Here is a 16,053-nt window from a genome sequence, read left to right as displayed (position 1 = left end):
CCTCGCGGATGCTTTCCCATCTCGCGCGACTCGGAGCGTATAGAAGAAACTTCCGCACTGCAATCGCCAGAGTGTCAATTTTTTTGGACGTCTAAAAAACTTGACACTTGGCGTCAATTGACCTTTCCTCTCCGTCAGAAAAATATGGGAGTTGGGTCCTGTCCATGCACGGACATACTGAGCGGAGCGGGGATTTCGGAAAAGCCGCCGCTACCGCGGCTGTCGCGGGATCGGCGCGGTCTCGCTCGCTCTATACAGCCGCCGAGCGAAAGCGCCGTGACGAGTCGGTTTGGACGCTGGTGCAGGGCATATTGGCCCCGGTTCAGTTCCTGATTTTCCTGGTCAGTCTGTTTCTGGTGGTGCGGTTTTTGACAACGGGTGTTGGCGAAATCGCCGCCGATACCTCGATCATCGTCAAGACGCTGGCCCTTTATGCCATCATGATTACCGGTTCGATCTGGGAAAAGGCGGTATTCGGCGAATGGCTGTTCGCGCGGCCATTCTTTTGGGAAGATGTGTTCAGCATGGCAGTGCTGGCGCTGCATAGCGCTTATCTGGTCATGCTGTTTGGCGGCTTTGGTACCGCCGAAGAACGGATGGCCGTCGCGCTTGCGGGCTATGCGGCCTATGTCATCAACGCCGGGCAGTTTCTGTGGAAATTGCGCATTGCGCGGTTGCAATCGCCGCAGGCGGCGGCGGTATGAACGCCCCCGCACGCCTCCTTTCTGCTGATACGGTCGATTGTGCGCCGGTGCTCAAAGAGCGCGGCCAGCGCGAAGTGTTTTGCGGACTGACCGGCATCATCTGGCTGCACCGCAAGATGCAGGATGCCTTCTTCCTTGTTGTCGGTTCACGCACCTGCGCGCATCTGCTGCAATCGGCGGCGGGGGTGATGATTTTTGCCGAACCGCGCTTTGCCACCGCCATCATGGAAGAACGCGATCTGGCGGGGCTTGCCGACGCCAATGTCGAGCTGGACCGCATTGTGGACCAGCTGCTCGCGCGGCGCGGCGACATCAAGACGCTGTTCTTGGTCGGCAGCTGCCCTTCCGAGGTGATCAAGCTCGACCTCGCGAAAGCGGCGCAGCGGCTGGGCGCGAAACATGCCCCGCGCGTGCGCGTGCTCAACTATTCGGGGAGCGGTATTGAAACCACCTTTACCGAGGGCGAGGATGCATGCCTTGCATCGCTCGTTCCGGTTATGCCGGCGCTGGATGCGGCCGCGGAACGCAATTTGATCATCGTCGGGTCGTTGCCCGACGTCGTCGAGGACCAATTTCGCCGCATCTTTGCTGACCTGGGCATTGGTCCCGTCGCGAGCCTGCCGGAACGCGCAGTTGCCGACCTGCCCGGTGTTGGCCCCAACACCCGCTTCCTGCTCGCCCAGCCCTTCCTTGGCGATACCGCAGCGCGGCTGGAAGAGCGCGGCGCGCGGCGGCTGGACGCACTGTTTCCGTTCGGCATCGAGGGTACCACCAGCTGGATGCTCGCTGCCGCGCGCGAATTCGGCGTGGCCGACGCCCATTTCGATGCGGTGCTGGCCCCCTATCAGGCGCGCGCTGAAAAGGCGTTGGCGCATCACCGCGCGCGGCTCGCGGGCCGCAGCATTTTCTTCATGCCCGATTCGCAGCTGGAGGTGCCGCTCGCCCGCTTTCTCGCCAATGAACTCGGTATGGTGTTGACTGAGGTTGGCACGCCCTATCTCCACCGCCGCCATCTGGCGCAGGAGCTCGCCGCGTTGCCGGCGGGCGTGCAATTGAGCGAAGGTCAGGATGTCGATCGCCAGCTCGACCGCGTGCGCAGCATTCGCCCCGACCTCACCGTCTGCGGCCTCGGCCTCGCCAATCCGCTCGAGGCCGAGGGGCTCTCGACCAAATGGGCGATCGAACTGGTCTTTTCGCCGATCCACGGGTTCGACCAGGCCGGCGACCTTGCCGAATTGTTCGCGCGGCCGCTGCGCCGCCGTGATGTGCTGAGGGTCTAGGGCGATGCAATTATCCGTCTGGACATATGAAGGCCCCCCGCATGTCGGCGCGATGCGCGTCGCGACCGCAATGGAGGGCGTGCATTTCCTGCTGCACGCGCCGCAGGGCGATACCTATGCCGATCTTTTGTTCACCATGATCGAACGGAGAGCAAAGCGCCCGCCGGTAACCTACACGACGTTTCAGGCGCGCGATCTGGGTCATGATACGTCGCAATTGTTCCAGACCGCCGCCGCTGATGTGCTCGCCCGCCACGCGCCGGATGCGCTGCTGGTCGGGGCATCGTGCACCGCGGAATTGATTCAGGACGACCCGGCGGGCCTGATCGAGAAAATGGGCTTGCCCATTCCGGTCATCCCGCTCGAGCTGCCCAGCTATCAACGTAAGGAGCATTGGGGCGCGGCCGAAACTTTCTATCAGATCGTTCGTAAATTGGCCAACAAGGATGCCCGCCCCGCGCCGCGCGAAGGTCGCCGCCCGTGCGTCAATCTGCTGGGGCCGACCGCGCTGGGCTTCCGTCACCGCGACGATGTGCAAGAAATCACGGGCCTGCTGAACAAATTGGGTATCGACGTGAATGTCGTTGCACCGCTGGGGGCCAGCGCTGCCGACGTTGCCCGGCTCGGTGCGGCCGATTTCAACATCCTCCTCTATCCCGAAACCGGCGATCTGGCGGCGCAATATCTGGAACGGACCTTCGGACAAAAGACGGTGCGCGCCGTCCCCATTGGCCTGGGCGCGACGCAGGACTTTATCCGCGAAGTCGCCGAACTGGCGGGCGTCGATGCCGCGCCGATGCTCTGCGAAGGCCAGTCGCGCATGGGCTGGTGGAGCCGCTCGATCGACAGCAATTATCTGACCGGCAAGCGCGTCTTCATCTTTGGCGATGGTACCCACGCGGTTGCCGCCGCACGCGTGGCGCATGAGGAACTGGGCTTCAAGGTCGTTGGCCTCGGCTGTTATAACCGCGAATATGCCCGCGACGTGCGCACCGCGGCCAAACTCTATGGCGTCGAGGCGCTGATCACCGACGACCATCTGGCGGTCGAAGCCGCCATTGAGGCGCTGCAACCCGAGCTGGTGCTGGGCACACAGATGGAGCGCCACATCGCCAAACGCTTTGCCATCCCTTGTGCGGTCATCTCATCGCCGGTGCATGTGCAGGATTTCCCGGCGCGCCATTCACCACAGATGGGTTTCGAGGGCGCGAATGTGCTGTTCGACAGCTGGGTCCACCCGCTGACCATGGGATTGGAAGAGCATCTGCTTACGATGTTCCGCGACGATTTCGAGTTTCATGACGGGGCGGGGGCATCGCATCTGGGGCCCGGTCATAGCGCGGCGGCGCCGGCCGCTGCAATTGCACCGGCCGTGCTGGGCGATGCTGTTTGGAGCGACGACGCCGAACGCGAGCTTAAGAAAATCCCCTTCTTCGTGCGCGGCAAGGCGCGGCGGAACACCGAGGCCTATGCCGCTGAGCGCGGCGTCGGCACGATCGAGCTAGCGACGCTTTATGAGGCCAAAGCACATTATGCCCGGTAGCACGCACCCTCCCGTCCGCGTGGTGATCGTCACGCTCGACAACCACCTCGCCGCTGCGGTCGAGCGCGCGAATGACGCGATGGCCGCTGATCGCGTGTCGATCCGGCTCTTCGCCGCCGCCGATTGGGACCGCGACGCCGCTGTGCTCGAGCGCGCCAAGGCGGCGATTGCCGAGGCAGACATTGTCATCGCCACGATGCTGTTTCTGGAGGACCATATCCGCGCCATCCACCCCGCGCTCGCGGCGCGGCGCGAGGATTGCGACGCCATGGTCGGCCTGATGTCCGCAGGCGACATCGTCAAGCTGACCAAGCTCGGCGGCTACCGTATGGACAAGCCGGCGAAGGGCCCGCTGGCGCTCCTCAAGAAATTGCGTGGATCGAGTAAACCTGGCGCGAGCTCGGGCGCGGGGCAGATGAAAATGCTGCGCCGCCTGCCGAAAATCCTGCGCTTCGTGCCGGGCACGGCGCAGGATGTGCGGCAATATTTCTTGACGCTGCAATATTGGCTCGCTGGGTCCGACGACAATGTCGTCGACATGGTGCGCGGGCTGATCGACCGGTACGCGAGCGGCGAGCGCGCTGCGCTGAAGGGCAAATTGCCGGCGCATGCTCCGCGCGAGTATCCCGAGGTCGGTGTCTATCACCCCGCGCTGCCTGAGCGGATGGGCGAGGACGCAGGCCGCCTGCCGCGTGCCAAAGCCGCACGCGGTACCGTGGGTGTGCTGATGCTGCGCTCCTATTTGCTCGGCAAGGACGCCGGCCATTATGACGGGATGATCGCGGCGCTGGAAGCGGTGGGGCTGAACGTCGTTCCGGCCTTTGCCAGCGGGTTGGACGCGCGTCCGGCGATTGAGCGCTATTTTGTGGCGGGCGGCAAGCCAAGTGTCGATGCCATTGTCAACCTGACCGGCTTTTCGCTCGTCGGCGGCCCTGCCTATAATGATGTCGACGCAGCGGTGACGACGCTGGCCGGGCTCGATGTTGCCTATGTTGCGGCGCATCCGATCGAGTTTCAGAGCCTGGAGCAATGGGGCGCTGGCCGCATGGGCCTGCTGCCGCTCGAAACCACGATGATGGTCGCCATTCCCGAGCTCGACGGGGCCATCGTGCCGAGCGTGTTTGGTGGACGTGCCGACGGGTCGCCCGAAGGATGCACCGGCTGCGAGCGCAACTGCCATTTCTCCAGCGGCGCAATGCGCGCGATGCACAGCTGCCCCGAACGCGCCGAGGCGCTGGCGGCCAAGGTGGGTGGGCTGGTCGATCTCAGGCGCTCGGCCCGCGCCGCACGCAAGCTCGCCATTGTCTTGTTCAACTTTCCGCCCAACGCCGGGGCGATGGGCACGGCCGCCCATCTGGCGGTATTCGAATCGCTCTATGCCACGCTGCACCGTCTGGCTGCGGAGGGTTATGCCGTCGACGCGCCTGCCAGCGTTGATGACCTGCGCGACGCCATCTTGCACGGCAATTCCGCGCAATATGGCGCCGACGCCAATGTCGCCGCACGGATCGCTGCCGACGATCATGTCGCGCGTGAGCCGCACCTCGGCGCCATCGAGGCGCAGTGGGGACCAGCCCCCGGTCGCCAGCAGTCCGACGGCAAGTCGATCCATGTGCTTGGCGCGCAGTTCGGCAATGTCTTCGTCGGGGTCCAGCCCGCTTTTGGCTATGAGGGCGATCCGATGCGTCTGCTGTTCGAGGGCGATTTCGCCCCGACGCACGCCTTCTCCGCCTTCTACCGTTATCTGCGCGAGGATTTTGGGGCGGATGCGGTGCTGCATTTTGGCACGCACGGCGCGCTGGAGTTCATGCCCGGCAAGCAGGCCGGGCTGTCGGGCGATTGCTGGCCCGAACGGCTGATCGGCGATCTGCCCAACTTTTATCTCTATGCTAGCAACAACCCGTCCGAAGGGTTGGTCGCCAAGCGCCGCTCGGGTGCGACCTTGGTGAGTTATCTCACGCCGCCGCTCGCCCAAGCCGGGCTGACCAAGGATTTTGGCGATCTCAAAGCGATGGTCGAACGCTACCGCAGCGTGGCCGACGATAGCGAGGAACGCAGCGACCTGGCTGAGATGATCCGTGATGCCTGCGCCGCGGTGGATATCGCCAGCGACGATCTCGACACGCTGCCCGGCCGCCTTTACGAGATCGAGCGCGAGCTGATCCCTCACGGGCTGCATGTGCTCGGCGGGAAACTCCGCGACACGGCGCGCAGCGAACTGATCGACGCCATGGCTGCTGCCTCACCGGAAATAGCGCGCGTTGACATCGCCGCAAAGCTCGACGCCAATGACGAGTTGGGCGCGCTGATCCATGCGCTCGACGGCGGTTATGTCCGCCCGGCGCCCGGCGGTGATTTGCTCAAAAACCCAGAAGTATTGCCGACGGGGCGCAACATCCACGGCTTTGACCCGTTCCGCATCCCGAGCGCCTATGCTTGCGCGACGGGCCACGCGCATGCCGAGCAACTGCTGGCGCGGCATACTGCGGATGGCGGCACCCTGCCCGAAAGCATCGCGATGGTGCTGTGGGGCACCGACAATCTGAAGAGCGAGGGCGCGCAGATTGCGCAGGCGCTCGCATTGATCGGGGCGCGTCCGCGCTTTGACGATTATGGCCGGCTCGCGGGGGCCGAATTGATTGCGCTTGAAGAACTGGGCCGTCCGCGCATCGACGTGGTGGTAACGCTGTCGGGCATTTTCCGCGACCTGTTGCCGCTGCAAACGCGCATGCTGGCCGAGGCGAGCTGGCTCGCCAGCACCGCCGACGAAGCGCCCGAGGCAAACTTTGTGCGCAAGCACAGTTTGGCACATGCTGCGCAGCATGGATGCAGCATGGATGTCGCGAGCTTACGCGTCTTTTCCAATGCGCAAGGGGCCTATGGCGCCAATGTCAACATGATGATCGACGGTGGTGCGTGGGCCGATCCCGACGAGCTCGCCGAAATGTTCGAAACGCACAAGGGCTATGCCTATGGCCGCAGCGGCGCGCCGGTGCAGCACCGCGCGCTGCTGGAAAGCGAGCTCGCCGGGGTTGAGCTGACCTATCAGAATCTGGAAAGCGTCGAGCTGGGCGTCACCGACATCGACCATTATGTCGACGGGCTGGGCGGTATGAGCAAGGCGGTGGCCAAGGCACGTGGCAGTGCCGCGCCGGTTTATATTGTCGATGCGACGCAGGGCGACAGCAAAGTGCGCACGCTGGGCGAGCAGATTGACCTCGAGACCCGCACCCGCATGCTCAACCCCAAATGGTATGAGGCAATGCTGGAGCATGGGTTTGAAGGTGTTCGCCACCTCGAATGCCATGTCACCAACACGGTCGGCTGGTCGGCGACGACGGGCAGCGTCAACCCGTGGGTCTATCAGCAGATTAGTGAGACCTTCGTGCTCGACCCCGCGATGCGCGCGCGGCTGTCGGCGCTCAACCCCAAATCGTCCGCGCGCGTCGCCGACCGCCTGCTCGAGGCCTGCGACCGCCAGCTGTGGACCCCCGACGCCGCAACGCTGGCGGCGCTGAAAGCCGCTGCCGAAGATCTTGAGGACCGGCTGGAAGGCCTGGTCGCCGCCGAATGACTGGAGAAATGAAATGACGCTTTTGGACCTTGGCCACGCACCGCCTGATGGCGAGGGCAGCGTGCAGGTTGCGCTCGACCCCAGCGACAAAATCGGCACCGCCAAAGTGTTCGCCGTCTATGGCAAGGGCGGCATCGGCAAATCGACGACTTCGTCCAACCTGTCGGCGGCTTTTAGCAAACTGGGCCACCGCGTGTTGCAGATCGGCTGCGATCCCAAGCATGATTCGACCTTCACGCTGACCGGCAAGATGGTTCCAACCGTCATCGACGTGCTCGAAACCGTCGATTTCCACAGCGAGGAACTGCGACCCGAAGATTATATGTTCGAAGGCTATAATGGCGTGATGTGCGTCGAGGCGGGCGGGCCGCCGGCAGGCACCGGCTGCGGCGGCTATGTCGTCGGCCAGACGGTCAAACTGCTCAAACAGCATCACCTGCTCGAGGACACCGATGTCGTCATCTTCGACGTGCTGGGCGATGTTGTGTGCGGCGGCTTTGCCGCGCCGCTGCAGCATGCCGACGCCGCGATTGTTGTCGCCGCCAATGATTTCGACAGCATTTTTGCCATGAACCGCATCGTCGCCGCGATCAATGCCAAGGCCAAGAATTACAATGTCCGCCTTGCGGGGGTGGTCGCCAACCGCAGCCGCGAGACCGACGAGATCGACCGCTTTTCGGACGCCATTGGCATGCGCCGCCTGGCCCATTTTGGCGATGTTGACGCGATCCGCCGTTCGCGCCTGAAGAAATGCACGCTGTTCGAAATGCCCGATTCACCCGAGGTCGAGGCGGCGCGAGAGGAATATATGAACCTCGCCCGCAAGCTTTGGGCCGGGGTCGAGCCGATCGAGGCGACGCCGATGAAGGACCGCGAAATCTTTGATTTTCTGGGGTTCGAATGATGGAAGCGGGCCTCGCCTCGACCAGCTATCAGGAAAGCCGCTCGCGGCTGGAAACCTATTTTGACCGTACTGCGCGCAAAGCGTGGGAGGATCTGACCAGCGACGTGCCGGTCAGCGGCATCCGCGCCACGGTGCGCGCCGGGCGCGATGCGATGCGCGCGCTGCTGCTGGACCAGCTGCCCGAGGACATGCGCGGGCAACGGTTGCTCGATGCCGGGTGCGGTACGGGGGCATTGGCGATTGCAGCGGCGCAGCGCGGCGCCATGGTCGTCGCCATCGACGTGTCACAGGGCCTGATCGATGTCGCACGTGATCGCGCGCCTGCGGGCGTCCAGATTGACTGGCGGGTCGGCGACATGCGTTGCCACCATCTCGGCCGGTTCGACCATGTCGTCGCGATGGATTCGCTGATCCATTATGATGAAAGCGACATCATCGGCGTGCTGCGAGCCTGGGCCCAGCGCTGCGACCATATCGCCTTCACCTTTGCTCCCGGCACACCGTTGCTGCGCGCGATGCACGTCGCGGGAAAATTGTTCCCGCGCAGCGACCGCTCGCCCGCAATCAAGCCCGTCGGCGAAGCGCGCCTGGCGCAGGCCATCGCTGCCGGGCTGCCCGGCTGGGCCGTCACCGGGACCGAGCGGGTGTCGAGCGGATTCTATAAATCGCAGATGATGGGGGTGCGCCGGGGGTGAGCGACAAGCCAACCGCCTTGAATTTCTGGCAGGCCGTGGGAACCCGGTTCCTGCCCTTTGCCGATGCGGCGAGTGTGGATTTGCCGCTGGGGCGCTTGCTGCGGCTGGCGCTATTTCAGGTCAGTGTCGGCATCGCGGCGGTGCTGCTTAACGGCACCCTCAACCGCGTACTGATTGTCGAGATGGGAACGCCCGCGTGGATCGTCGCGCTGATGATTGCCATCCCGCTGCTCATTGCCCCGTTCCGCGCGCTGATTGGCCACCGTTCGGACCATCATAAGTCGGTGCTGGGCTGGCGGCGCGTACCCTATATTTGGTTTGGGACACTGGGCCAGTTCGGCGGGTTGGCGATTATGCCATTTGCGCTGATTCTGCTGACGCGCGGCGAGACATTTGCGTTGGGGGTCGCGGCGTCGTGCCTAGCCTTCCTGCTGACCGGTGCAGGTATGCATGTGACGCAAACCGCAGGCCTGGCGCTCGCCACCGATCTCGCCGCCGAGGACAAGCGCCCGCGCGTGGTCGCGCTGCTTTATGTCATGCTGCTTGTTGGCATGATGCTGGCGTCGTTCACGCTGGGCAATCTGTTGGACAATTTCACCGCAACGCGGCTGGTGCAGGTGATCCAGGGCGCGGCGGCGCTGACGATGTTGCTCAATATCACCGCGCTGTGGAAACAGGAGGCTCGCAACCGCTTGCCTACCAGCCGCGACCAGCCGATACCGCGCTTTGCCGAGATGTGGGCGGAATTCACCGCCGGCCCCGACGCTGCGCGGCTGTTGCTCGCCATCGGTATCGGCGCGCTTGCCTTTGCAATGCAAGATGCACTGCTCGAACCCTATGGCGGCGAAATTCTGGGGCTGGCCGTCGCGTCGACGACCGCATTGACCGGCATTTGGGCCCTGGGGGCGTTGAGCGCTTTTGCCTTTAGCGCGCAGCGGCTGGCGGGCGGTTCTGATCCCTTGCGGCTGGCCGGGCTTGGCGCAGTGATCGGGATTGTCGCCTTTTTGATGGCGCTGTTTGCTGCCCCGCTTGCCGCACCCTCGCTTTTGTTTTTGGCCGCTGCCGGGATCGGCTTTGGAACCGGACTTTTCTCGGTCGGCACCATGATTGCCGCGATGGGCCTCGCGACGCGTGGCGGCGCAGGGCTGGCGCTCGGCGCATGGGGCGCGGTGCAGGCCAGCGGCGCGGGACTGGGCATCGCGCTCGGCGGCCTGATCCGCGACGGCGTTGCCTATGCTGCGCTGCACGACGCGATGGGTGCGGCGCTGGCCGACCGGGCGACAGGCTATCTGGTGGTTTATGGCATCGAAATATTCCTGCTGCTTGCAGCGCTGGTGGTGCTGGGTCCGGTGATTGGACTGCAGCGCAAATGTAGCGGCGAACAGCAGCAGCGGTTTGGATTGAGCGAGTTCCCGACTTGATATTTTCGGGCTGGTTTTGTGGCGGAGAGAGACAATGGATGACGTAAAAATTGTTGGAAGCTTCGATGTGACAGAAATGCTGTTTCTGGCCTTCGTCCTGTTCTTCATAGCCCTGATCGTCTATCTGCAGCGAGAGAGCCGGCGCGAAGGCTACCCGCTCGAAGACGAAGTCACCGGCCGCGTCGACACCCCGGGCGGCATCCTGCACACGGCATCGCCCAAAGTGTTCCAAATGCCCTTTGGCCGCGGGACTATGACCTCGCCGCCTCCCGGCCGCGATCCGGTTGATGTGCCGGCGACGCGGGCCTTTCGTTCGCCGGGCGCGCCCTATGTACCGACCGGTAATCCGTTGACATCACGCATGGGGCCGGCGGCCTATGCGCAGCGCCAGGACCATCCCGATCTCGACGGCGAAGGGCGTAATCGCATCGTGCCAATCGGCCTGACCAGCGACATCGCCATTCATGCACGCGATGCCGACCCGCGCGGGATGGCCGCCGTGGGCGCGGACGGTGCGGTTGCGGGCACCATCACCGACGTCTGGGTTGACCGTGCCGAGCATCAGATCCGCTATTTGGAAGTCGACACCGGGTCAAACCGCGTGCTTGCTCCCATGGGCATGGCCAAGGTGGAACGGCGCAGCAACCGGGTGGTGATTGATGCCATCAATGCTGCCGATTTCGCCGCAGCGCCGGTGCCCAAAACGGCCGGGCAGATTACCTTTCTCGAGGAAGAAAAAATCTTCGGCTATTTCGGCGGCGGTTATCTTTATGCCAACGCCGCGCGGCAGGAACCGATCCTGTGAGCGAATATGACCATGAACCGGTCCGGGGCCTGCCCGAAGCCCTGCCAGCGGATGAAACCATCCTCTGGCAAGGCAGCCCCGACTGGAAGCAGCTTGCCGCGCATGCACTGCATATCCGGCTGGCGGCGCTGTACTTTGGCGGGATCGCGCTCTGGGCCATTGCGCGCGGCGACGTGAATACCGCCATCGGTGTGGGCACGCTGGGGCTCATCGTCTTTGGCATGCAATTGCTGTTCGCCTGGGGCGTGGGGCGCACGACCGTCTATACGCTGACCAGCAAGCGCATCGTCATGCGCATCGGCGTGGCGCTCAACAAGTGCATCAATTTGCCGTTGGGCGAAATTGAGACGGCCGATTTGAAAATGCTCGGCCTTGGCCATGGCAATATCGTGCTGCACCTCAAAGGCATGCCGCGCATGGGCTATATCATGCTGTGGCCGCACGTGCGTTCGCTGCGCATTGTGCGCCCGGCGCCGATGTTGCGCGCCATTCCCGAGGCGCAGATGGTTGGCCAAACGCTGTTCAAGGCCGCGCAGCAGATCCAGCCCGTCGCCGTGCGAGCGGTTGAACCGCAGCGCGCGCCCGAGCGGCCGATGCAAGGTGTAGCAGCATGAGCCACGCCCACCACGACCCGACCGTACCCAAACAGGCGCTGATTGCGACGGCCGCACTGCTGGGCGTCACTATGGCGCTGACCGGCGCGGTCAGCATGGGGTGGATTGCCAAGTCGGCAATGCCCGAAGCGGGCCGTGCGGCAAGCGGGATTGCCCCCGAAGCGTCGCGGCTGTTGACCGTTGCCGACCGCGCTGACGGGGCCGTGGTGATCAGCGACGCCGCGTCGGGTGAGGTGGTGATGGAAATTGGTTATGGGCAGGGCGGCTTTGTCCGCGCCACGCTGCGCCGGCTTGCCAAGGCACGCGCCGCCGCGGGCATCGGTTCGGAACCGCCATTTGAACTGGTGCGCTGGACCAATGGGGCGCTCAGCCTGCGCGATCCGCAGACCGGCAAGACCGCAGAGATCCATGGCTTTGGCCCCGACCATAGCCGCACCTTTGCCGAAATGCTGAAAGGGCCGGCGGTATGATGCGGCTGTTTGCCTCTGAGCGCTTCGACACGCCGTGCCGCATCGAGGTGGAGCAGAGCGCCGAGCATTTCCACGCGCATGTCGAACTTGCTGGCAACATCGCCATTCACCCCGGCGACCGGGTGCAGGTGCACGGCGCGCCGGTGATGGTCGAATTCGGCCAGCGCGTCGTGGTTGACCGCACCGCCACGGTCGAGCGCGCCAGCCTGCTGCGCCGTGCCTGGACACGTTTCACGTCAAACTTTGAGCTCGCTGAGCTTTATGAAGTCAGCTTTACCCCAGGGAGACTGTCATGAACGCCATGACCCAGATCAAGGCTGCGCCCGCTGCGCACGACACCATGGCCATTGCGCGGCGGGACACCGTCTTGTCGCCGCGCTTTTACACCACCGATTTTGCCGCGCTCGATGCGATCAACGTGTCGCCCGTCCGCGCCGAGTGGGAAGGGCTGATGGAGGAGATGGAGGCCGACGCCAACAAACGCCACTTTCGCAAGACGCCCGAATTTGACGGCGTGATCGAGGCGCTTGAACCAGCGCTGCAGGCCGAATTTATCGACTTTCTCGCCAGCTCGCTGACCAGCGAATTTTCGGGCTGTATCCTTTATGCCGAAATCGCCAAACGCACGAAAAACCCCGACGTCAAACGGCTATTCAAGCTGCTTGCGCGCGATGAAAGCCGCCATGCCGGCTTCATCAACGAAACGCTGAAGGGTGCGGGGATTGGCGTGGATCTGAGCTTCCTGACCAAGACCAAGAAATACACCTTCTTCAAACCGAAGTATATTTTCTACGCGGTCTATCTGTCGGAAAAGATCGGCTACGCGCGCTATATTACCATCTACCGCCATCTCGCGCGCAATCCGGCGAACAAGTTCCACCCGATTTTCGGCTGGTTCGAGCAGTGGTGCAATGACGAGTTCCGCCATGGCGAGGCGTTCGCGCTGCTGATGCGCAGCGACCCCAAACTGCTGACGGGCCTCAACAAGCTGTGGATCCGCTTTTTCCTGCTGTCAGTGTACGCCACCATGTATGTGCGCGATCACAACCGCCCGGTATTCCACCAGGCCCTTGGCGTGCATCCGCGCGACTATGGTTATGAAGTGTTCGACATTTGCACCGAAATCAGCCGTCAGGTCTTCCCGGTCGAGCTCGATACCGACAATCCCCGTTTCCGCGCGGCGATGGAAGAATTGCGACTGGCCTCGGTAGCCATTGAAGAAGCAAAAGCGCGCGGCGGGATCAGCGGTCGGCTTGGCCGCATCGCTGGGATTGGCAAGGCTGGCCTTGCCCTCGCACGCATGTTTTTCATGAAGCCGCGCAGCAATGCGCTGCCCGCAACCGTCCGGCTGGCCCCGGCATGGTAGATGGCGGCAGCCTTGCTTTGCCTTTTGCGGCGGTGACCCTGTTGTGGTTCGTGTCCACCGGGCTGGTGGCGATGATCAGCCACCGGCTGCGTGCTGCATTTGGGCGCGCGTTAATGATTTCGTGCGCTTGTGCCTTCGTTGGGCTCGGCTTGGTGGTGCTGACCGCCGCCAGCACCGCGGTTTGGGCGGCCTATGCCTCGTTCCTCGGCGGGCTGCTCATCTGGAGCTGGCACGAAATCAGCTTCCTGACCGGCGCAGTGGCAGGGTCGCACCGCGATCCCTGCCCGGCAGCGGCGAGCGGCTGGCAGCGCTTTTCGGCGGCGACTATGGCGCTGATCCATCACGAGGTAGCTTTGGCGATGACCGCAGGGCTGCTCTTGTCACTGGCGGCCGTCACCGCCAATCCGACCGGAGCCTATTGTTTCGCGCTGCTGCTGATTTTCCGGCTGTCCTCAAAGCTCAACATCTATTGGGGTGTGCCCAGCCTGTCGGACGAGTTGCTGCCGCCGCATATGGCCTATCTCAAAAGCTATTTCGGGCCAAAACGGTTGCGGCCGATGCTGCCCTTGTCGATTGTGGCTATCGGCGCGTTGGGCGGCTGGTTCGCATATGCTGCCATGACGGCGCCTACCAGCGCCAGTGCGGTGCAAGCCAGCTTGCTGTGCTGCCTGTGCCTGCTCGCCGCGCTCGAACATCTGTTTCTGGCCATGCCGTTTCGCGACTCCGCGCTGTGGAGCTGGGCGACGGCGACGGCCGCACCATCACGCCATAAAAATATGAGAGAGAAGGACTAGGGGCATGAATTACGAAGCCTATTTCGGCGATCAACTGGCCGCCGTGCGCGAAGAGGGCCGCTATCGGGTGTTCACCGAGATCGAGCGCCGCGCCGGGTCTTTCCCCAAGGCGACGCGTTATGTCGATGGCACTACCAGCGAAGTGACGGTGTGGTGCTCGAACGATTATCTGGGCATGGGCCAGCACCCCAAAGTGCTGGACGCGATGCACCGCGTGATCGACGAATGCGGCGCGGGTGCGGGGGGCACGCGCAATATTTCGGGCACCAACCACCACCATGTGCTGCTCGAGGCCGAGCTTGCCGATTTGCACCACAAGGAAGACGCGCTGCTCTTCACCTCGGGCTATGTATCGAACTGGGCGGCGCTGGGCACGCTGGCGGCGAAGATTCCTGACTGCATCGTGTTGTCGGATGCGCTCAACCATGCCTCGATGATTGAGGGCATTCGCCACAGCCGCGCGCCTTGCAAAGTGTTCGAACATAACTCGCCCGAGGATCTGGACCGCAAGCTGGCTGATCTTGATCCCGCGCGCGCCAAGCTGGTGGCGTTTGAAAGCGTCTATTCGATGGACGGCGACATTGCCCCAATCGCCGAAATTGTCGAGGTGTGCGAAAAGCACAATGCCATGAGCTATATCGACGAGGTTCACGCCGTCGGCCTATACGGCCCGCGCGGCGGCGGGGTGGCCGAGCGCGAAGGTTTGATGGACCGGATCACCGTCATCGAAGGCACGCTGGGCAAGGCCTTTGGCGTAATGGGCGGCTACATCGCCGCGTCGCGCGACCTGTGTGATTTTGTTCGCACCTTCGCCAGCGGGTTCATCTTTTCCACCGCGCTGCCGCCTGCGGTTGCCGCCGGGGCGTGCGCCAGCATCCGCCATTTGAAGGACAGCAATGTCGAGCGCGAAGGTCAGCGCGACCGCGTCGCCAAGGTACGCGGAGCGCTCGACCGGATGGGGATTCCGCACTTGCCCAACCCCAGCCACATCATTCCGGTGATGGTCGGTGATCCGCACAAGGCCAAGTTCATCAGCGACTGGTTGATGGAACATCACGGCATTTATGTGCAGCCTATCAATTACCCCACAGTGCCGCGCGGCACCGAACGGCTACGCATCACGCCCTCGCCGGTGCACAGCGATGGTGACATCGACAAGCTGCTGCGCGCGCTCTCTGAAATCTGGTCGCAATGCGAACTGGCGCGGGGCAAGATGGCAGCGTGAACTAGCTCCTCCCCTGAAGGGGATGGGGTGAGCAACAAAAAAGGCCGGGAGTTTCCTCCCGGCCTTTTTTGTTTGGCGTATCGCCGCCGTGCTCAGTTCGGCGCTTCGAGATAGGCGATCACGTCGGCGCGCTTCTGCGCATCGGGGATGCCAGCAAAAATCATCTTGGTGTTCGGGACCACGCGGGCCGGCTTTTCCAGATATTGGAACAGCTTTTCTTTGGTCCAGGTGATGCCGCTGTTGGCATTGGCCGGCGAATAGCTGAAGCCGGGCACGCTGCCGGCCTTGCGGCCGATGATGCCGGCGAGCGACGGGCCGATCTTGTTCACGCCTGCATCAGTGACATGGCAGGTGCGGCACTGGGCGAAAACGGTTTTGCCCGCAGCGGCATTGCCGGTGAAGCTTGCGAATTGCGTACCGTCGAGCGTGGCAACGTCGGTCGCCGCCGGCGTGCCAGCTGCCGGAGCGGGCGCAGCCGCCGGTGCGGGGGCCGGTGCCGGTGCGGGAGCAGGCGCAGCAGTCGGCGCCGCGTCAGCCGTCTTTTTCTCTTCGCCGCCCGAGCAGGCGGCCAGCAAAGCCGAGAGCGCCACAGCGCCAACGAATGCACGCATTTTGGTCATAATAGCTCCTCTTGTGCGCGACGACACGAAAGTCGGGA

At 63.5% G+C, this 16,053-nt stretch carries 15 protein-coding genes; 14 read left to right on the top strand and 1 reads right to left on the bottom strand.

Annotated elements, in window-relative coordinates:
- Window positions 1–164: 164 nt before the first annotated feature.
- From bchF to hemA, 14 genes are read left to right on the top strand one after another with little or no spacing between them, the layout of a single operon-like run.
- Window positions 165–704, top strand: coding sequence for a 2-vinyl bacteriochlorophyllide hydratase (bchF, locus tag AC2TC0_RS01040; RefSeq protein ID WP_484715636.1), 540 nt, complete (start codon window positions 165–167; stop codon window positions 702–704).
- Window positions 701–1,984, top strand: a complete 1,284-nt coding sequence (locus AC2TC0_RS01035) for a ferredoxin:protochlorophyllide reductase (ATP-dependent) subunit N (RefSeq protein ID WP_484715635.1) — start codon at window positions 701–703, stop codon at window positions 1,982–1,984. The genes bchF and AC2TC0_RS01035 overlap by 4 nt, the downstream gene beginning before the upstream one ends.
- Window positions 1,985–1,988: 4 nt before the next feature.
- Window positions 1,989–3,527 (top strand): ferredoxin:protochlorophyllide reductase (ATP-dependent) subunit B, encoded by a 1,539-nt coding sequence (gene bchB / locus AC2TC0_RS01030; RefSeq protein WP_484715634.1) that lies wholly within the window; start codon window positions 1,989–1,991, stop codon window positions 3,525–3,527.
- Window positions 3,517–7,101 (top strand): magnesium chelatase subunit H, encoded by a 3,585-nt coding sequence (locus AC2TC0_RS01025; RefSeq protein WP_484715633.1) that lies wholly within the window; start codon window positions 3,517–3,519, stop codon window positions 7,099–7,101. Before bchB ends, AC2TC0_RS01025 begins: the two co-directional genes overlap by 11 nt.
- 13 nt (window positions 7,102–7,114) lie before the next feature.
- Window positions 7,115–8,005 carry a ferredoxin:protochlorophyllide reductase (ATP-dependent) iron-sulfur ATP-binding protein gene (bchL, locus tag AC2TC0_RS01020; protein ID WP_484715632.1) on the top strand — a complete coding sequence of 297 codons (891 nt, stop codon included), beginning with the start codon at window positions 7,115–7,117 and terminating at the stop codon, window positions 8,003–8,005.
- Window positions 8,002–8,700, top strand: a complete 699-nt coding sequence (gene bchM / locus AC2TC0_RS01015) for a magnesium protoporphyrin IX methyltransferase (protein WP_484715631.1) — start codon at window positions 8,002–8,004, stop codon at window positions 8,698–8,700. Before bchL ends, bchM begins: the two co-directional genes overlap by 4 nt.
- Window positions 8,697–10,121 carry a BCD family MFS transporter gene (locus AC2TC0_RS01010; protein ID WP_484715630.1) on the top strand — a complete coding sequence of 475 codons (1,425 nt, stop codon included), beginning with the start codon at window positions 8,697–8,699 and terminating at the stop codon, window positions 10,119–10,121. Before bchM ends, AC2TC0_RS01010 begins: the two co-directional genes overlap by 4 nt.
- A gap of 34 nt (window positions 10,122–10,155) precedes the next feature.
- On the top strand, window positions 10,156–10,926 hold the full coding sequence (gene puhA, locus AC2TC0_RS01005; protein ID WP_484715629.1) for a photosynthetic reaction center subunit H: 771 nt from the start codon (window positions 10,156–10,158) through the stop codon (window positions 10,924–10,926).
- On the top strand, window positions 10,923–11,540 hold the full coding sequence (gene puhB / locus AC2TC0_RS01000) for a photosynthetic complex putative assembly protein PuhB (RefSeq protein WP_484715628.1): 618 nt from the start codon (window positions 10,923–10,925) through the stop codon (window positions 11,538–11,540). Before puhA ends, puhB begins: the two co-directional genes overlap by 4 nt.
- Window positions 11,537–12,010: a photosynthetic complex assembly protein PuhC gene (gene puhC / locus AC2TC0_RS00995; RefSeq protein WP_484715627.1), complete on the top strand. Its 474-nt coding sequence runs from the start codon at window positions 11,537–11,539 to the stop codon at window positions 12,008–12,010. The genes puhB and puhC overlap by 4 nt, the downstream gene beginning before the upstream one ends.
- Entirely contained in the window at window positions 12,007–12,306 is a 300-nt protein-coding gene (locus AC2TC0_RS00990; protein WP_484715626.1) for a hypothetical protein, read from the top strand. The genes puhC and AC2TC0_RS00990 overlap by 4 nt, the downstream gene beginning before the upstream one ends.
- Complete coding sequence (acsF, locus tag AC2TC0_RS00985) at window positions 12,303–13,376, top strand: magnesium-protoporphyrin IX monomethyl ester (oxidative) cyclase (RefSeq protein ID WP_484715625.1); 1,074 nt, start codon at window positions 12,303–12,305, stop codon at window positions 13,374–13,376. The genes AC2TC0_RS00990 and acsF overlap by 4 nt, the downstream gene beginning before the upstream one ends.
- Window positions 13,370–14,170, top strand: coding sequence for a putative photosynthetic complex assembly protein PuhE (puhE, locus tag AC2TC0_RS00980; protein WP_484715624.1), 801 nt, complete (start codon window positions 13,370–13,372; stop codon window positions 14,168–14,170). Before acsF ends, puhE begins: the two co-directional genes overlap by 7 nt.
- A gap of 4 nt (window positions 14,171–14,174) precedes the next feature.
- Window positions 14,175–15,395, top strand: a complete 1,221-nt coding sequence (hemA, locus tag AC2TC0_RS00975; protein ID WP_484715623.1) for a 5-aminolevulinate synthase — start codon at window positions 14,175–14,177, stop codon at window positions 15,393–15,395.
- 92 nt (window positions 15,396–15,487) lie between these two features.
- Here hemA and AC2TC0_RS00970 read toward each other — a convergent pair whose 3' ends face one another.
- A complete protein-coding gene (locus AC2TC0_RS00970; RefSeq protein WP_484715622.1) occupies window positions 15,488–16,015 on the bottom strand; it encodes a c-type cytochrome in 528 nt (175 codons plus the stop codon).
- Window positions 16,016–16,053: the final 38 nt, after the last annotated feature.

This window comes from Sphingopyxis sp. sgz302558, assembly GCF_057220455.1.
This window is presented reverse-complemented; position numbering and strand designations above follow the sequence as displayed.

What these genes read in the sequence shown, in the direction of transcription:
- puhE (WP_484715624.1), top strand. Translation starts at nt 13,370, where the DNA reads ATGGTAGATGGCGGCAGCCTTGCTTTGCCTTTTGCGGCGGTGACCCTG.
- AC2TC0_RS01025 (WP_484715633.1), top strand. Translation starts at nt 3,517, where the DNA reads ATGCCCGGTAGCACGCACCCTCCCGTCCGCGTGGTGATCGTCACGCTC.
- bchL (WP_484715632.1), top strand. Translation starts at nt 7,115, where the DNA reads ATGACGCTTTTGGACCTTGGCCACGCACCGCCTGATGGCGAGGGCAGC.
- puhA (WP_484715629.1), top strand. Translation starts at nt 10,156, where the DNA reads ATGGATGACGTAAAAATTGTTGGAAGCTTCGATGTGACAGAAATGCTG.
- AC2TC0_RS00990 (WP_484715626.1), top strand. Translation starts at nt 12,007, where the DNA reads ATGATGCGGCTGTTTGCCTCTGAGCGCTTCGACACGCCGTGCCGCATC.
- puhC (WP_484715627.1), top strand. Translation starts at nt 11,537, where the DNA reads ATGAGCCACGCCCACCACGACCCGACCGTACCCAAACAGGCGCTGATT.
- hemA (WP_484715623.1), top strand. Translation starts at nt 14,175, where the DNA reads ATGAATTACGAAGCCTATTTCGGCGATCAACTGGCCGCCGTGCGCGAA.
- bchF (WP_484715636.1), top strand. Translation starts at nt 165, where the DNA reads ATGCACGGACATACTGAGCGGAGCGGGGATTTCGGAAAAGCCGCCGCT.
- acsF (WP_484715625.1), top strand. Translation starts at nt 12,303, where the DNA reads ATGAACGCCATGACCCAGATCAAGGCTGCGCCCGCTGCGCACGACACC.
- AC2TC0_RS01035 (WP_484715635.1), top strand. Translation starts at nt 701, where the DNA reads ATGAACGCCCCCGCACGCCTCCTTTCTGCTGATACGGTCGATTGTGCG.
- bchM (WP_484715631.1), top strand. Translation starts at nt 8,002, where the DNA reads ATGATGGAAGCGGGCCTCGCCTCGACCAGCTATCAGGAAAGCCGCTCG.
- bchB (WP_484715634.1), top strand. Translation starts at nt 1,989, where the DNA reads ATGCAATTATCCGTCTGGACATATGAAGGCCCCCCGCATGTCGGCGCG.
- AC2TC0_RS00970 (WP_484715622.1), bottom strand. Translation starts at nt 16,015, where the DNA reads ATGACCAAAATGCGTGCATTCGTTGGCGCTGTGGCGCTCTCGGCTTTG.